The 15,573-nt window shown below is 73.4% G+C and carries 11 protein-coding genes and 1 pseudogene; 8 read left to right on the top strand and 4 right to left on the bottom strand.

The annotated features are described in order from the left end of the window. Positions 1–902 (top strand): L,D-transpeptidase (locus IE312_RS01940; RefSeq protein WP_229898883.1); only part of this gene is annotated, 902 nt, incomplete at its 5' end. A gap of 55 nt (positions 903–957) precedes the next feature. Here the strand turns inward: IE312_RS01940 and IE312_RS01935 are convergent. Continuing rightward, complete coding sequence (locus IE312_RS01935) at positions 958–1,662, bottom strand: pyridoxamine 5'-phosphate oxidase family protein (RefSeq protein WP_189977657.1); 705 nt, start codon at positions 1,660–1,662, stop codon at positions 958–960. A 208-nt stretch (positions 1,663–1,870) separates the two neighbouring features. Here IE312_RS01935 and IE312_RS01930 point away from each other — a divergent pair, with 208 nt between their 5' ends. Continuing rightward, the gene (locus tag IE312_RS01930; protein WP_189977655.1) at positions 1,871–2,536 is read left to right on the top strand and encodes a pyridoxamine 5'-phosphate oxidase family protein; all 666 of its coding nucleotides are present in this window, start codon (positions 1,871–1,873) and stop codon (positions 2,534–2,536) included. Here IE312_RS01930 and IE312_RS01925 read toward each other — a convergent pair. Beyond that, entirely contained in the window at positions 2,527–4,281 is a 1,755-nt protein-coding gene (locus tag IE312_RS01925) for a serine/threonine-protein kinase (RefSeq protein WP_189977653.1), read from the bottom strand. The genes IE312_RS01930 and IE312_RS01925 overlap by 10 nt on opposite strands. A 222-nt stretch (positions 4,282–4,503) precedes the next feature. Between IE312_RS01925 and IE312_RS01920 the strand changes: the two genes are divergently transcribed. Further along, positions 4,504–5,247, top strand: coding sequence for an HAD family hydrolase (locus IE312_RS01920; RefSeq protein ID WP_189977651.1), 744 nt, complete (start codon positions 4,504–4,506; stop codon positions 5,245–5,247). Further along, on the top strand, positions 5,244–7,640 hold the full coding sequence (locus IE312_RS01915; protein ID WP_189977649.1) for a glycoside hydrolase family 65 protein: 2,397 nt from the start codon (positions 5,244–5,246) through the stop codon (positions 7,638–7,640). The genes IE312_RS01920 and IE312_RS01915 overlap by 4 nt, the downstream gene beginning before the upstream one ends. Positions 7,641–7,687: 47 nt before the next feature. Here IE312_RS01915 and IE312_RS01910 read toward each other — a convergent pair whose 3' ends face one another. Together IE312_RS01910 and IE312_RS01905 are read right to left on the bottom strand one after the other, a co-directional pair. Next, complete coding sequence (locus IE312_RS01910; RefSeq protein WP_189977647.1) at positions 7,688–8,437, bottom strand: LmeA family phospholipid-binding protein; 750 nt, start codon at positions 8,435–8,437, stop codon at positions 7,688–7,690. A gap of 65 nt (positions 8,438–8,502) precedes the next feature. Beyond that, complete coding sequence (locus IE312_RS01905; RefSeq protein ID WP_189977645.1) at positions 8,503–10,656, bottom strand: MMPL family transporter; 2,154 nt, start codon at positions 10,654–10,656, stop codon at positions 8,503–8,505. 145 nt (positions 10,657–10,801) lie between these two features. Between IE312_RS01905 and IE312_RS01900 the strand changes: the two genes are divergently transcribed. The 4 genes and pseudogenes from IE312_RS01900 to IE312_RS38510 form a co-directional block, all read left to right on the top strand. Then, positions 10,802–11,431 carry a TetR/AcrR family transcriptional regulator gene (locus IE312_RS01900; RefSeq protein WP_189977643.1) on the top strand — a complete coding sequence of 210 codons (630 nt, stop codon included), beginning with the start codon at positions 10,802–10,804 and terminating at the stop codon, positions 11,429–11,431. A gap of 474 nt (positions 11,432–11,905) precedes the next feature. Continuing rightward, a complete protein-coding gene (locus IE312_RS01895) occupies positions 11,906–14,356 on the top strand; it encodes a WD40/YVTN/BNR-like repeat-containing protein (protein WP_189977641.1) in 2,451 nt (816 codons plus the stop codon). 36 nt (positions 14,357–14,392) lie between these two features. Then, positions 14,393–14,635: an ABC transporter permease gene (locus IE312_RS01890; protein ID WP_189977639.1), complete on the top strand. Its 243-nt coding sequence runs from the start codon at positions 14,393–14,395 to the stop codon at positions 14,633–14,635. A 327-nt stretch (positions 14,636–14,962) separates the two neighbouring features. After that, a pseudogene (locus tag IE312_RS38510) lies at positions 14,963–15,573 on the top strand (ABC transporter ATP-binding protein); the annotation flags it as partial.

The raw sequence follows: 15,573 nt of genomic DNA, 5'->3' as shown, positions 1-15,573 counted from the left end.
GGGCGCCGGACGGCCGGCTGAAGCGTGCCACGACGTACCAGATCGCCGCGGAGGCCGAGGACGCCCAGGGCCGCTCCGCCACCGGCAACGCCACCATCACCACGGTCTCCCCCGCCGACGACTTCATCGGGCACGTCTCCCCCGGGGACGGCTCGACCGTCGGCGTGGGCATGCCGGTGTCGGTCACCTTCGACCGGGCGGTCACCGACAAGGCCGCCGTGGAGTCGGAGATCCGGGTCGGCTCCAGCAGCGGCGCGCGGATCGCCGGTCACTGGTTCGGCGACCACCGCCTGGACTTCCGCCCCGAGCACTACTGGCGGCCCGGCTCCACGGTCACCGTCACGCTCACCCGCGGCGGCGTCCACAGGACGGTCACGTTCAAGGTCGGCCGGAGCCAGATCAGCACCGTCGACGCGAAGACGAAGCAGCTGACCGTCGTCCGGGACGGCAAGAAGATCAAGACCATCCCGATCTCGTCCGGCAGCCGCGAGCACCCGACGTACAACGGTCAGATGGTGATCTCCGAGAAGTACCGGCACGTCCACATGAACGGTGCGAGCGTCGGCCTGACGGAGAAGGACGGCAAGCCCTCGTACGACATCAAGGCCGTGCCGCACGCCATGCGCCTGACGGACTCGGGCACGTTCATCCACGGCAACTACTGGGGCGGCGACTCCGTCTTCGGCAAGGCCAACACCAGCCACGGCTGCGTGGGCCTGAAGGACGTCCGGGGCGGCGGCGACGGCCGGCAGCCGGCCGCGTGGTTCTTCGACCACTCGATGACCGGTGACGTGGTGATCGTCAAGAACTCCGACGACAGGACCAGGCTGGCCCCGGACAACGGCCTCAGCGACTGGAACATGCCGTGGAGCGAGTGGGTCGCGGGCACCCCGGCCGGCTGACACCGGCGCGCACCGCCGCGGACGTGTCCGCGGTGGTGGCGCGGCGGGCCGCGCCTCAGGGTGCCTGCCGCCGCGCCGCCCGGTTCGCCGCGGTGCCCACCCGCTGCGTCAGGTGGGCAGGGGCCCCGATGCCCGCGGGCAGCAGCGGGTCCGGCTCCAGGTCGCCCCAGACGGAGCGCAGCGGCATGACGCCCGCCCACAGGCCGAGCCCGGCGTCCTCGCCCTCCCCGTCGTCCGGTGCGCCCGTGCGGATCTTGACGGATGCCTCGTCCAGCGGAAGGGCGAGCAGAGCCGTGGCCGCGAGTTCCCTGCGGCTGGGCCGGCGGGCGTAGTCCCACTGGCCCGGCGCCGCCTGCTCGGTCAGACAGCGCAGGCCGGCCAGCTTCTCCTCGGGGTCCGTGACCTGCCGAGGGGTGCCGAAGATCATGGCGCTGCGGTAGTTGACGCCGTGCTCGAAGACCGAGCGGGCCAGGACCAGCCCGTCGACGTGGGTGACGGTGACGCACACCTGGGCGCCGGGCGAGGCGACGAGGCTGCGACTGGCGACCGAGCCGTGGAAGTACAGGCTGCTGCCGTCGGAGCCGTACACGGTGGGGACCACCAGCAGGTGCCCGTCGACGGTGACGCCGAGGTGGCAGAGGAAGCCCGCGTCGAGGATCGCGTCGAGCCGGTCGCGGTCGAGGCTCCCCTGCTCCCGCAGCCGGCGGTGGCGGGTGCGCCCGGTCTCCGGCAACTGCCGCTGGGGACCACCAGAGTTCATGAGGGCTTCCTTCCCGTCCGGGGCGCGCCCCCGTACGGGGGCGGGCGTGGCGCAACGAGGTGCAAGATTACTGATTCCGTCTTCGCATGGCCATGAATCTTCGTAAATAGTTGCCGCATGGGCGCTAGCCAACGAAAAACGTTATCCTGCCGAGCGAGATCACAGGCGGACCCGCGTACGGCTCCGGCCGTCTTCTAGGGTCGTCCGTATGACGACCGACACCGGTACCGCCGGCCTGCTCTTCGAAACCCTCCGGGCGGACGCCCTCACCACTCCCGAACAGCTGCGCGAGCTGTACCCGCCGCCGAACCCGCACGCGCTCCGCAAGGAGATCGACCACCTGACCGAGGAGACCCGGGCGCTGATCGGCTGTTCCTCCCTGGTGTTCGTCGGCAGCGCGGACGCCGAGGGCCGGGCGGACGTCACACCGCGCGGCGGCCCGCCCGGATTCGTCTCGGTGCTGGACGAGCGGACGTTGGTCATACCCGACGCGACCGGCAACAAGCGTCTCGACACCCTGCACAACGTGCTGCGGACCGGACGCGTCGGACTGCTCTTCCTCATCCCGGGCCGCCCGACCACGCTGCGCGTCAACGGCCGCGCCTGCGTCTCCGCGCGCCCGGAGCTGCTCGCCGCTCTCACTCCCGTCGGCAAACCGCCGGTCACGGCGCTGGTGGTCCAGGTCGAGCAGGCCTATCCGCACTGCCCCAAGTCGCTGATGCGCGCCAACGCCTGGCAACCGCAACGGTGGGTGGCCGCCGACGCCCAGCCGACCAGCGCCGAGGTGACGCTGGCCCAGCTGGACCTGCCGGGCCTGACCATCGGTCAGATCGAGGAGGCCGAACGGGAGTCGCTGCGCCTGCGCTACGAGTGAGCCCGGACGACGCGGTGGAGGGCCTCGGGCGCACCCGCGGACTGGGCGCCCTCCTCGCCGAGGGTGAGGGTGTCGGCGCCGGACAGCTGGACGACGTAGAGGTGGCCGGTCTCGCACCGCAGTGACGTGTCCGAGCGGTCGGTGGGGTGACTGGTGACCGCCGCGAAGGTGGCCGTCGTGCCGCGCACGGCCCGCAGTTCGAGGGCCTCCGTGCAGCCGACCTCCCGGCCGGTGCCGACCTCGTCGATGTTGCTGACCTGCTTGCCGGCCAGTTCGCCCACGGCAGCGGTGTGCAGGGTGAGGGTGACCTTGAAGGAGTCGGTGCGCGGATGCAGTCCGCCGTCGGCGCTCGGGGTGCCCGGGCCCGTACCGGTCCACACGCCGGCCCACGTGGCCGGGAGGGCGGGAGCGGAGGCACTGGGGTGCGGCCGGGAGGACGGGCTGCCGTCGCCGCGGGCGTCCGTGCCGAACGGGTGCAGCAGCAGGATGCCGGTCGCCAGGACGGCGAGGACGCCGACGGCGCCGACGGCGGCCGTCCGGCGGACGCGGCGGCGCGCACGGAGGTACCCGGGGTGGTGGGCGCCGTACGGCGGCGACGGCGCGGAGGACGGTCCGGTAGGAGGATCGGGGAAGCCCGCGGGATCCGGGAAGGCGGGCGGGTACGGCCCCGCGCCCGCGGCGGGGGGATACGGCGCGGCGGGGTACGGGGCCGGACGGCCGGTGGTCGTCGGCCCGCCCGCCGCCCCGGGCCCGGGTGCCGTCCGGGCCGGCGGGGCCGGGTGGTCCGGCGGCACCGCGCACCGGTGGGCGACCTCCGCCTCCCGTGCCCGCAGGTCGGCGTCGAGCCCGGGCGGCAGCGTCCGCTCCCACGCACCGGCCCTCGGAGCGGTCCCGGTTCCGTACGCCCCCGTCCGAGGGTCGCCGGCGCCCCTCTCCCCCCGCAGCGCCGCCGCCAGCTCCGCGCTGCCGGGACGGTCCTGGGGATTCTTCGCCAGGCAGCGGGCGACGAGCTGCGCCAGGCCGGCCGGTACGCCGTCGAGGCGGGGGTCCTCGTGGACGATGCGGTACAGCAGCAGGGGCGCCGAGGGCTGCTCGCCCGGTAGGGCGAAGGGGCCGGTACCGGTCGCGGCGAAGGCGAGGACCGCGCCCAGGGAGAAGACGTCACCCGCCTCGGTGACGTCCCCCTGCACGGCCTGCTCGGGGGCCAGGTAACCGGGGGAGCCGATGACACCGCCGGTGCCGGTGTGCCGCGAGTCGTCGGCGGCACGGGCGATACCGAAGTCGATGAGCATGGGCCGGGCCCGGCCGAGGAGGACGTTGGACGGTTTGACGTCCCGGTGCGTGAGGCCGCAGGCGTGTACGGCGGCCAGCGCGGCGGCGAGCTCACCGGCCAGCACGCGCAGGGTGGCGGGCGGCAGCGGACCGTGGGCGGTGACCCAGTCGGCGAGGGCGGGTGCGGCGACGTACTCGGTGGCCAGCCACTGCGGGCGGTGGCCGGGCGGGCTGAAGTCCACCACCGAGACGGTCCACGGGGACCTGACGCGGTCGCTGGAGCGGATCTCCCTGGCGAAACGCGTCTCGAAGTCCGGGGCGGCGGTGAGGTCGGGGCGGACCGTCTTGAGCGCCAGCGGGCGGCCCGCCGGGGTACGCGACAGGTAGACCTGGCCCATACCGCCCGCGCCGAGCCGCGCCAGCAGCGGATAGCCGCCGATCGCGACCGGATCCGTGGACTCCAACGGCTGCACGTACGCCTCCCCCTGGTCACCCCGCCCCGTGACCGCAGCAGAATACGGGCTCCCCGCCGGTCGGAGTCCGGCGGGAGCACCGCCCGGGGCGACCGCGGCTCGGCGTCGCTCGGCGGCGTCCGTGTCCCCGTGCCCGGCCCGCCTCCGCCGAGCGGGTGCCTTCCGGGCCGCCGGGCGGTGTCCTGCCGCCGCCGGCCGGGTCGGCCTCCTAGCCTCGGCGGCATGCTGGGGCTTCCTGCACACGTCCGTGCCTGCCTGTTCGACCTCGACGGGGTGCTCACCCGGACCGCGAAGGTCCACGCGGCCGCCTGGAAGGAGATGTTCGACGGCTATCTCCGCGAGCGCGCCGCCCGTGAGGGGACCGCTTTCGTGCCCTTCGACGCGGTCGGCGACTACGACGAGTACGTGGACGGGCGCCCCCGCGAGGACGGTGTGCGCACGTTCCTCGCGGCGCGCGGGATCCACCTGCCCGAGGGGGCGGCGGACGACCCGCCGGAGGCGGAGACCGTGAACGGACTGGGCAACCGGAAGAACGACCTGGTGCTGCGCCGGATCCGCGAGGACGGGGTGGAGCCCTACGAGGGCTCGGTCCGTTTCGTGCACGCCGCGCGGGCGGCCGGGCTGCGCTGCGCTGTGGTGTCCTCCAGCGCGAACTGCCGGGACGTCCTGGCCGCGGCCGGCATCGAGGACCTGTTCGACGAGCGGATCGACGGGGTCGTGGCGCACGAGCGCCGGCTGCGCGGCAAGCCCGCTCCGGACACCTATCTGGAGGCGGCGCGCGAGCTGGGCACGGACCCGGCCGAGGCCGCCGTGTTCGAGGACGCCCTGGCCGGCGTCGCGGCGGGCCGGGCGGGCCGGTTCGGCGTGGTCGTGGGGGTCGACCGGGTCGGGCAGGCGGAGCAGCTGCGGGCGCACGGTGCGGACGTGGTGGTCCGGGACCTGGCGGAGCTCCTGGAGGCGCGGTGATCACCCATCCCAGCTTCACGGTCGAGCCGTGGTGCCTGCGCGAGACCGAGCTGAACCTCGAGGTGCTCGCCCAGAGCGAGTCGGTGTTCGCGCTGTCCAACGGGCACGTCGGCTGGCGCGGCAACCTCGACGAGGGAGAACCGCACGGACTGCCCGGCGCCTACCTCAACGGCGTCCACGAACGGCACCCGCTGCCGTACGCGGAAGCGGGCTACGGCTACCCCGAGTCCGGCCAGACGATGATCAACGTCACCGACGGCAAGATCATCCGGCTGCTCGTCGACGACCACCCCTGCGACCTGCGCTACGGCCGGCTGGTCTCGCACGAGCGGGTCCTGGACTTCCGTTCCGGTGTCCTCGGCCGGACCGCGCACTGGACCTCGCCCGGCGGCCGTACGGTCAAGATCACCTCACGGCGGCTCGTGTCCTTCACCCAGCGCGCGGTGGCGGCCGTGGTGTACGAGGTGGAGCCGGTCGACGGGCCTGCCTCGGTGGCCGTGCAGTCCGAGCTCGTCGCCAACGAGCAGCTGCCCCGGTTCGAGGGCGACCCCCGTGTGGCCGCGGCGACCGAATCCCCGCTGGTGTCCGAGGAGCACTTCGCGCAGGGCACCCGGCTGCGGCTCGTGCACCGCACCGAGCACAGCGGGCTGCGGGTGGGGGCGGCGGCCGACCACCTCGTCGAGGGGCCCGGGAGCACGAGCTGGACGGCACAGAGCGAGCCCGACGTCAGCCGGCTGACGGTGACCGCGGACCTGGTGCCCGGGCAGCCGCTGCGCCTGGTGAAGGTGGTGGCGTACGGCTGGTCCGGGGAGCGTTCGCTGCCCGCCGTGCACGACCAGGTGGACGGGGCGGTGGCGGCGGCGGTCAGCACCGGCTGGGACGGACTGGTCGCCGCGCAGCGGGCGTACCTGGACCGCTTCTGGGCCGGCGCGGACGTCGAGGTGGAGGGCGACGCGCAGATCCAGCAGGCGGTGCGGTTCGCCCTGTTCCACGTGCTGCAGGCGGCGGCCCGCGGCGAGAACCGGGCGATCCCCGCGAAGGGCCTGACCGGAACCGGATACGACGGGCACTCCTTCTGGGACACCGAGTCCTACGTGCTGCCGGTCCTCACCTTCACCGCGCCGGAGGCCGTCGCGTCGGCGCTGCGCTGGCGGCACCGGACGCTGCCGGCGGCACGGGAGCGCGCACACCAGCTCGGCCTGTCCGGTGCGACGTTCCCCTGGCGGACCATCGACGGCGCCGAGTGCTCCGCCTACTGGCCCGCCGGGACGGCCGCCTTCCACGTCAACGCCGACATCGCCATGGCCGTCGTACGGTACGTCATGGTGACCGGGGACGAGGAGTTCGAGCGCCAGGAGGGACTCGACCTCCTCGTGCACACCGCGCGGCTGTGGCGCTCCCTCGGCCACCATGACGCGGACGGCGTCTTCCACATCGACGGGGTCACCGGCCCGGACGAGTACAGCGCCTTCTCCCGGGACAACCTGTACACCAACCTGATGGCCCGGCAGAACCTGATGGCCGCCGCGGACGTGACCGCCCGGCACCCCGACCGGGCCGCGGAACTCGGCGTCGACGACGAGGAGGCCGCGGTGTGGCGGGACGCGGCGGCCCGCATCGCGCTGCCCTACAACGAGTCCCTCGGCGTCCACGAGCAGTCGGCCGGCTTCACCACCTTCCAGCGCTGGGACTTCGAGGCGACACCGCCCGAGAACTACCCCCTGCTGCTGCACTACCCCTACTTCGACCTGTACCGCAGGCAGGTGGTGAAGCAGGCCGACCTGGTGCTGGCGATGATGGAGTGCCCGCACCTGTTCACCGAGGAGCAGAAGGCGCGCAACTTCGCCTACTACGAGGCCCTCACCGTCCGCGATTCTTCGCTCTCGGCGTCCTGCCAGGCGGTGCTCGCCGCCGAGACCGGGCATCTGCGGCTGGCCTGCGCCTACCTCGGCGAGGCCGCCCTGATGGACCTGGACGACCTGGAGCACAACACGCGGGACGGGCTGCACATCGCCTCCCTCGCGGGAACCTGGATCGCCCTGGTCGCGGGGTTCGGCGGGATGCGCCGGTACTTCGGCGAGGCCGGGGAGCCGGACCGGCTGGCGTTCACCCCGCGCCTGCCGGAGACGCTGTCCAGGATCGCCTTCACCGTGCTGGTGCGCGGTCGCAGGCTCGCCGTGGACGTCGGCCGGTCCCGTACCCGGTACCGGCTGAAGGAGGGCGAACCGCTGGTCGTGCTGCACCACGGAGAGCCGACGACCGTGACCACCGAAGCGCCGGTCGACCTCCCGACGCCCCCCGTACCGGCCCGGCCCGAACCACAACAGCCCGCGGGCCGCCATCCGCTGGGGCTGACCGCCGGGCAGGAACCGCGGGCCGAGACGGCCGAGTGACCGGGCGGCCGGCGCGCCGGCCGCGGCGGACGACGGCGTGCCGTCCGTCAGGGGTCCCGGTGGGCGCGTCCGGCGGGCTGTCCGGACGCGCGGGCGCCGCCCGGCGGCGGGACGGTCGTGCCCGCCGCGCCCGGTGCCGGTCCGGCGGCGACGGAGAAGCCGAGGACGAGACCCGCGTCGCCGGCGTGCGCCGAGGTGAGCGTGACGCCGTGGGGCAGTGCGGTGACGGCGACGGTCCTGGGCCGCAGCGCGTCGCGGAGTCCGGAGGCGGCCGGCAGCTCGGCGAGGTCGTCGACGGCCACGCTGCGGCCGAGGACGCTCACCGTGGTGGGCGTGACGGTCAGCGCGTGCGCGGTCGTGGACAGCCTCGCCCGCACGACGACCGGCAGGCCCAGGCGGCCGGCGCTCCCCGAGAGGACCAGGTCGCCGTTCGCGCCGCCGGCGGTCAGGCCGTCGCCCATGGCGCCGAGGCGCCGGCCCACCTGGTCGTAACCCACCGTGGCGGTCGCGGTGCCGCCGGCGCTGTCGCCGTCGGTCGTCACGTCCTCCAGGTGGACGGTCACGTCCAGCACCGTGTCCTGGCGGTGCACGCCCTTCGCGCTCACGTCGACGTCCCCCACCTGCCCGCCCAGGGCGCGCAGGCCGGCGAGGGGGCTGGTGAGGTCGGCGTGCACCGGGCCGTCCGGCCGCAGCCGGTGGGCGGCCCGGGCGGCGATCCGCGCCTGGGTGCGGTGCTCCACGAGGAGGTCGGTCGCGCCGGTGAGCAGGGCCAGCAGCGCGGCGGTGGCGGTCAGCACGAGACGGGTGCTTCGGCGGTGTTTCGGTGTCACGGGACGACTGCTCCGGATCGGTCGGCGGACGGTCAGGCGTGCAGGCGGGGGAGGACCCGGTCGAGCCGGCGGGGTATCCACCAGTTCGCCCGCCCCAGGAGGAACATGGCGGACGGCACCAGGACCAGGCGCACCACGGTGGCGTCGACGACCACGCTGATCGCCAGCCCCAGGGCGAGCATCTTCACGACCACGGTCGGTGAGGCGGTGAAGGACAGGAACACCGCGGTCATGATGAACGCGGCAGCGGAGATCACGCGCGCCGTGGCGGACAGCCCCTCCCCCACGGCGAGCCTGTTGTCGGCCGTGCGGTGCCAGGCCTCGGCGATGCGGGACAGCAGGAAGATTTCGTAGTCCATGGACAGCCCGAACACGATCGCGAACATCATCATCGGCACGTACGACTCGATGGGCACCGGCTCCGACAGGCCCAGCAGCCAGTCGCCCCACCCCCACTGGAAGACGGCGACGAGCACGCCGTAGGAGGCCGCCGTGGTGCACAGGTTCAGCACGACGGCCTTGAGCGGGATGACCAGGCTGCGGAAGACCGTCATGAGCAGCAGGAAGGCGAGGACCAGGACGACGCCGATGACGAGGGGCAGTCGCCGGCCGACCGTGTCCCGGAAGTCGGCCTGGCCGGCCACGGTGCCGGTGAGGTAGGCCTGCGCGCCGGTGCCGGCCAGGGCCTGCGGCAGGGTCCGGCCGGAGAGGGTGGCGACCAGGTCGCCGGTGGCGGCGTCCTGCGGGCCGGTGGCCGGGGTCAGCGTGGTGACGAGGATCCTGCCGTCGGCACTCGCCTTCAGCGGGGTGAAGGCGGTGACGCCGTGGGTGGTGCGCAGGGCCCTGGTCACATCGTCCGTGATGCGGTCGACGGACGTCTTCGCGTCGCTCACGTCGACGACGGTGACGATCGGCCCGTTCGCCCCCGGCCCGAAGCCCGGCCCGTCGGCCCGCGCGATCCAGTCGTAGGCGGTCCGGGTGCTGCTGCCGGGCCGGTCGGCGCCCGCGTCGACGTGGCCGAGCCGCATGGACAGCAGGGGCAGCGCGCACCCGCAGAGGACGGCGACACCGGCGGCGAGGAAGGTCCGGGGGCGCCGGGCGACGAGGTCCGCGTAGCGGCCGGGGCCGTGGCCGGCGGCCGTGCCCTCGGCGACCGGGCGGCGCACCCGGAAGCGGTCGATGCGCCGGCCCACCAGCCCCAGGGCCGCCGGTACCAGGGTGAGCGCCGCGGCGGCGGTGACGGCCACGGCGAGGGTGGCCGCGAGGCCGATCTTGCCGATGAAGGACAGTCCGCAGGCATAGAGGCTGAGCATGGCGACGGCCACGGTCACGGCGGCGACGAGGACGGCGCGCCCGCTGGTGTGCGCGGTGCGGGCCGCGGCGTCGGCCGGGTCGTGCCCGTCGACGAGGTCCTGGCGGAAGCGTGTCGTCAGGAACAGCGCGTAGTCGATGCCGACCCCCAGGCCGATCATGCCGGCGAGGGTGGTGGCCGAGGTCGCGAAGGACACGGTGGCGGCGACGATGCCCACGATCCCGAGTCCGACCCCGACGCCGATCAGGGCGGTGACCAGCGGCAGCAGTGCGGCGAGGACACTGCCGAAGGCCAGCAGCAGGATGACGAGGGCGGTGGCGACGCCGACGCCCTCGCTCAGCGTGTCGTCGGCCGGTGCCCGGACCACCTGGTCCAGGTCGCCGCCGTAGGCGACGCCGAGTCCCGCCGCCCGGGCGGGGCCGGTCGCCCGGTCGAGCAGGCCGGTGTAGTCGTGACCGAGGTTCTTCAGCGGCTCGTCGAAGGAGACGGTGGTGTACGCGGTGTGTCCGTCGGCGCTGGTGACGAGCGCGGAGACGGCGGTGGCGTGCGGCATGCCACGGAGGCCGGCCAGGGTGCGGTCGACCGCCGACCGGTGGTCGGCCACGGTGCCGGAGCCGGTGTGCAGGACGACCTTGCCGCTGGGCCTGCCCGCCTCGGGCATCGAGGTGGCGAGGAGACCGGCACCGGTGTGCGAGGCGGTGCCCGGCAGGCTGACCTGGTCGCTGAACGTGGGCGCGGCGAGGTGCCGTCCGGCCAGCGCGGCGCCGAGGACCAGCAGCCAGACGGCGATCACCGCTGCCGGGTGCCGGGCGCAGAAGCCGCCCAGGCGGCCGAGTCCGCGGCCGGCGGGTGGGTGCGGGACGGATGGGGCCACCGCTGCCTCCTAAAAATCTGTCACGAGTGACAGGACTCTAGGGCCGAAGTGTCATGCATGACAATTGGCACAGGTGACAGGCAGCTCTGCGGCCGGCACGGGTCTCGATTGACAGTCACGTCACGGAGCGGGGAGGCTTCGGACCATGCCCCGTGAGATCGCCCCCGCCGGACTGCGCGAGCGCAAGAAGGAGGAGACGCGGCAGCGCCTGCTGGAAGGCGCCGCGCACCTGTTCAAGGAACGCGGTTTCGAGGCCACCACCGTCGCGGACATCGCCGCGTACGCCAACGTCTCCGTGCGCACCTTCTTCCGCTACTTCGAGGGCAAGGAGGCGCTGCTGCTGCCGGACAGCGTCGGGATCTTCGCCTACGTCGAGGACGCCCTGGCCCGGCGCCCGGCGGACGAGGCGCCGCTGGACGCGGTGTGCAACGCCCTCCTGGAGGCGGCCGAGCCGTTCGCCGCCTCCACCCTGACCGCCCTCAGCCATCCGGTCCAGGGGATCGAGAACGTCGTCACCGCCCGGCTCGTCCAGGCCTTCTCCGACTTCGAGGAACGGCTCACCGTCCTGGTCGAGCGGAGGCTGCCGCCCCGGACGCCGGACGCCGACCTCACGGCCGCGGTGATCGCGTGCGCCGCCCTCTCCGCGGTCCGCGCCGTCCTGCGCACCCGCCGGGCACGCCGGGCCTCAGGCCTCACCGACACGGGTCCGGAAGCCCTGCACAAGGCCCTCGCCACACTGCGCGCCATCGGCTCCGCCGACCGGCGGACCAGCTAGGCGGACCACGGCGACGGCTGCTCCTGCGTTGCAGAGCCCCTTGTTGCCGAGGTCCGGCTCCGGCGCTGTGCGAAGGAGGCCCACCTCCGCCTCGTGCGCGTCGGCCGGCGCGCGGTCGGCCAAGGCCCCCGACATCTGTCTGGGCGACTGACGCCTCGCCAGGACCGTCTTACCCGCCGTCAGGTGACCTGTATCTGCTGCAGGATCGCCCGGTCCGGCGAAGTCATGCCACCGACCGGAAACCCCGTTGCCCCCGCCGGCGGCCCGCGCGCCGGCCGCCGTTCCCCTTGCGGAGCCCCGGGGGGCGCGGGACGATGGAGGAGAAGTCCGGGCTCGTCTCCGCACGGCCCGCAGCAGTACGTCCGTCGTCCGGGCGTCCCGAGCGACACGGTCGCTCATCATTCGCAAGACCCCATGCGCCTCGCCCGCGGGGCGGCCTGGGCGGGCGTGGCCTCACCACTTCCAGAAGGTGTCATGGCCCTCTCGGACGAACAGCTGGCCCAGAGCAAGAACCTCACCGTCGAGCAGGTGCGACGGCTGCGCAGAAGCCGCGGTACGACGAACGAGACTCTCGTGACCCTCTCCGAGGGCGCCGTACGCCGGGCCCTGCGCCGCCTCGACTACCCGGACCTGCCCAACGCCCGCCGCGCGTACCGGCTCAAGCAGGAGCGCGGTGACGACGGCACCGTCCCCGTGCACGCCCGCGGCAGGGCCGTCGAGCGGCTCCGCGCCGTTCTCGACGGCGAAGACGCCGGGCCCGTCCCGCGCACCGCGGGCGTACCCACCGGGGAGTCTCCCCACGGCCGTGGCCACGGGCCGACACCCACCGCGGGCATGGCGCCGCTTGCCCACTGGGAGTGGCTCGGCCCGGGAAACATCGGGGGCCGCACGCGGGGCATGGTCGTCCACCCCGGACAGCCCGAGAAGATGTGGGCCGCGAGTGTCGGCGGCGGAGTCTGGCACACCGAGGACGCCGGCAAGCAGTGGGCGCCCGTAGACGACTTCCTGGGGAACCTGGCGTGCTCCAGCCTGGCCATGGACCCCTCGGATCCGGACACGATCTACGCCGGCACCGGCGAGGGCTTCAGCAACCTGGACGCCCTGCGCGGCAACGGTGTCTTCCGCACCACCGACGGTGTCACCTGGAAGCCGATCGCGGCCACGCAGACGGAGGACTTCCAGGCCGTCACCCGGATCGCGGTCTCGCGCACCGGCGAGGTGGTCCTCGCCGCGACGGACCGCGGGCTGTTCCGCAGCGGCGACCGTGCGGGGACCTGGACCAGGGTCCTGGACGTCCCGCTCGGCGTCGTGCTGTTCGACCCGGGCGACGACGACCGGGCGGTGGCCGGCGCCCTGGTGACGGGCGAGGCCTTCGCGAGCCAGGACGGCGGGCGCACCTGGCGGCTCGCCCGCCACGCGACCGGCCAGTGGTCGGGCCGGGTCGAACTCGCCTACGCGGCCAGGGATCCCGCCGTCGTGTACGCCTCGGTCCAGATGACCAGCGGGCGCGTCTGGCGGTCCGCGGACGGCGGGCTGACGTACAAGGTCACCCGTACCCGGGACCGGGACGGCAACATCGCGGACTACCTGGGCGACCAGGGCTGGTACGGCAACGCGGTGTGGGCCGGCGACCCGGACGACGAGAACCTGGTCCTGCTCGGGGGCATCAACCTGTGGCGCAGCGAGGACGGTGGCGAGACCCTGAGCGAGATCAGCACCTGGTTCGACCCGCGGTCCGTACACGCCGACCACCACGCGATCGTCGGGCATCCGGACTACGGCACGCACAACCGGACGGTGTACTTCGGCAACGACGGCGGCGTGTTCATGGCGGCCGACCTGAGGAAGGTGGGGACGGAGCCGAAGCCGCCGTTCGTGAAGGGCTGGACCGAGCTGGACAACAACTACGGGGTCACCCAGTTCTACGGCGGAGCCGGGCAGACCGCCACGGGGCGCATCATCGGCGGCGCGCAGGACAACGGCACCCTCTGCTTCGACCCGGACCGCGGTACCGAGGACTGGCGGCAGATCTTCGGCGGCGACGGCGGCTGGTGCGCGGCCGATCCGAGCGATCCCGACGTCTTCTACGGGGAGTACGTCTTCCTGAACATCCACCGCAACACCGACGGCGGCACCAGCGACGACGTGAACGGCGACCGGTACATCACCGGCCAGTTCTTCAACGACACGATCCAGGAGATGGACTGGAAGCCCGTGCCCTTCTCCATTCCCGACGCCAAGAGCCAGAACGCCCTGTTCATCGCGCCGTTCCTGCTCGACCCCAACGTGCCCGAGCGGATGCTCGCCGGCGGGTTGTCCCTGTGGCGCACGGACGACGCGAAGGCGGAAAACAGCCCGGTGTCCGGTCCGCGGTGGCATCAGGTCAAACCGAGCGCGGGCTCGCTGGTCAGCGCGATCGCGGTGTCACCCACCGAGTCGGACGTCATCTGGGTGGGACACGAGGACGGTAAAGTCTTCCGCACGGTGAACGGCACGGCAGCCACGCCCGCCTGGGGCAGGGTAGGGGTCTCCGGACAGCAGCCCCTGCGCCCGCAGCGGTACTGCACGTCCATCGCGGCGCACCCGACGCAGCCGGACACCGCGTACGTCACCTTCGGCGGTTTCGCACCGGACAACCTCTGGGTGACGCACGACGGCGGCGGCAGCTGGCAGGACCTCTCCGGCCGGCTGCCCGACGTACCGCTCAGGTCGCTGGCGTTCCACCCGCAGCAGCCGGACTTCGTCTACTGCGGCACGGAGATCGGACTGTTCGCCAGCGAGGACGCCGGGCTGAACTGGTCGCCGACGAACGAGGGTCCGACCAACTGCTCGGTGGACCAGCTGTTCTGGATGGACCGGACGCTGGTGTGCGCCACGCACGGCCGCGGCATGTTCCGGATCGACCTGTCGAACCCGCACGGATGACAGGAACCCGCACGGATGACAGGAAGGAGGTCGGCGATGACACCGAACATGCGCACACGGGGCCGGCTGGAGGCTCTCGCCGCCTGCGTGAGCGGAGTCCTCTTCCTCCTCACGCTGATCTGGCCCGACTGGATCGAGCGCGCCTTCGGTATCGACCCGGACGCGCACAGCGGAGCCGCCGAGTGGGCCGTGGTCGCCGTGGCGCTGTGCGCGACGCTGGTGTTCTCCCTGCTCGCCCGCGGGTCGTACCAGCGGGCACGTGCCCTGTCCCCCAAGTGACACGCCGGGCTCAGGTCCCTCGGCGTTTCGGCCACCACCGCTCGGGTCGGTGGTCCGGGGGCCGCAAGGGTCGATGCACCCCACACACTCCGGCGGCCGCTCAATCCCGGGGCTGCCGACACGACCGAAACACATGTGTTCGAAATCCTGGCCGGTTCGTTGAGCCGTAGGAGCAGCCACACCACCGTCGAGGGGGAACACATTGACTCCGGCCAGGACACCAGCGCGCGCGATCCCCGATGACATGGCACGGAGTGCGGAGCCACGGCCGCTGAGCCGGTCCGGGCAGGGGGGCACGCTGTGAAGAGGTTCTTCGGACCCGTGCGGATGGCCGAGCCGGAGGTCTCCGACGCCGAGGAGGAGCTGTTCGGCGGTCCGCTGCGCTACGACTCGGGCTGGTCGGAGCATGAGCGCGCCTGGCTCGACCTGACGATGATGTCGGCTCTGCGCTCCATGCCGAGGCTGGTCGGGGCGACCTTGCGGATGGCGTGGCAAGCGGACCGGCGCTCGCTGCTCACGGTCGCGATCAGCGAGATCGGCCAGGGTCTCGCCGCGGCCGTCGGGCTGCTCGCGGTCAACGCCGTCATGCACGCGCTGCTCGGCTCGGGCACCCCGGGGCAGCGACTGCACGCCGTCCTGCCCGGACTGCTCGCCGCCGGCGGAGCCGCCGTGGTCAACTCGGGCCTGGCCGGATGGTCCACCTCGCGGGCGGGCCGGCTGGAGCCACTGGTGGAGCGGATCGCGACGACCCAGTACCTGGCCGCCGCCGCGTCGGTCGAACTGGAGGCGATCGAGGACCCGGAGTTCCGGCGGCTGATCGACGTGGCCCAGTACGGCGCCGGATCCGCCCGCCGCATGATCGGCGCGTGCGTGGCCGCCCTGAACGGCACCGTCTCCCTGATCTCCACGGCGGGCGTGCTCACCATCCTCCACCCGGT

The sequence above is a fragment of the Streptomyces capoamus genome (assembly GCF_014654935.1).
GTDB lineage: Bacteria > Actinomycetota > Actinomycetes > Streptomycetales > Streptomycetaceae > Streptomyces > Streptomyces capoamus.
This window is presented reverse-complemented; position numbering and strand designations above follow the sequence as displayed.

Bases quoted from the DNA above. Each gene is read 5' to 3' on its own strand.
- IE312_RS01935 (WP_189977657.1), bottom strand. From the start codon at position 1,662: ATGAACTCTGGTGGTCCCCAGCGGCAGTTGCCGGAGACCGGGCGCACC.
- IE312_RS01920 (WP_189977651.1), top strand. From the start codon at position 4,504: ATGCTGGGGCTTCCTGCACACGTCCGTGCCTGCCTGTTCGACCTCGAC.
- IE312_RS01890 (WP_189977639.1), top strand. From the start codon at position 14,393: ATGACACCGAACATGCGCACACGGGGCCGGCTGGAGGCTCTCGCCGCC.
- IE312_RS01930 (WP_189977655.1), top strand. From the start codon at position 1,871: ATGACGACCGACACCGGTACCGCCGGCCTGCTCTTCGAAACCCTCCGG.
- IE312_RS01900 (WP_189977643.1), top strand. From the start codon at position 10,802: ATGCCCCGTGAGATCGCCCCCGCCGGACTGCGCGAGCGCAAGAAGGAG.
- IE312_RS01895 (WP_189977641.1), top strand. From the start codon at position 11,906: ATGGCCCTCTCGGACGAACAGCTGGCCCAGAGCAAGAACCTCACCGTC.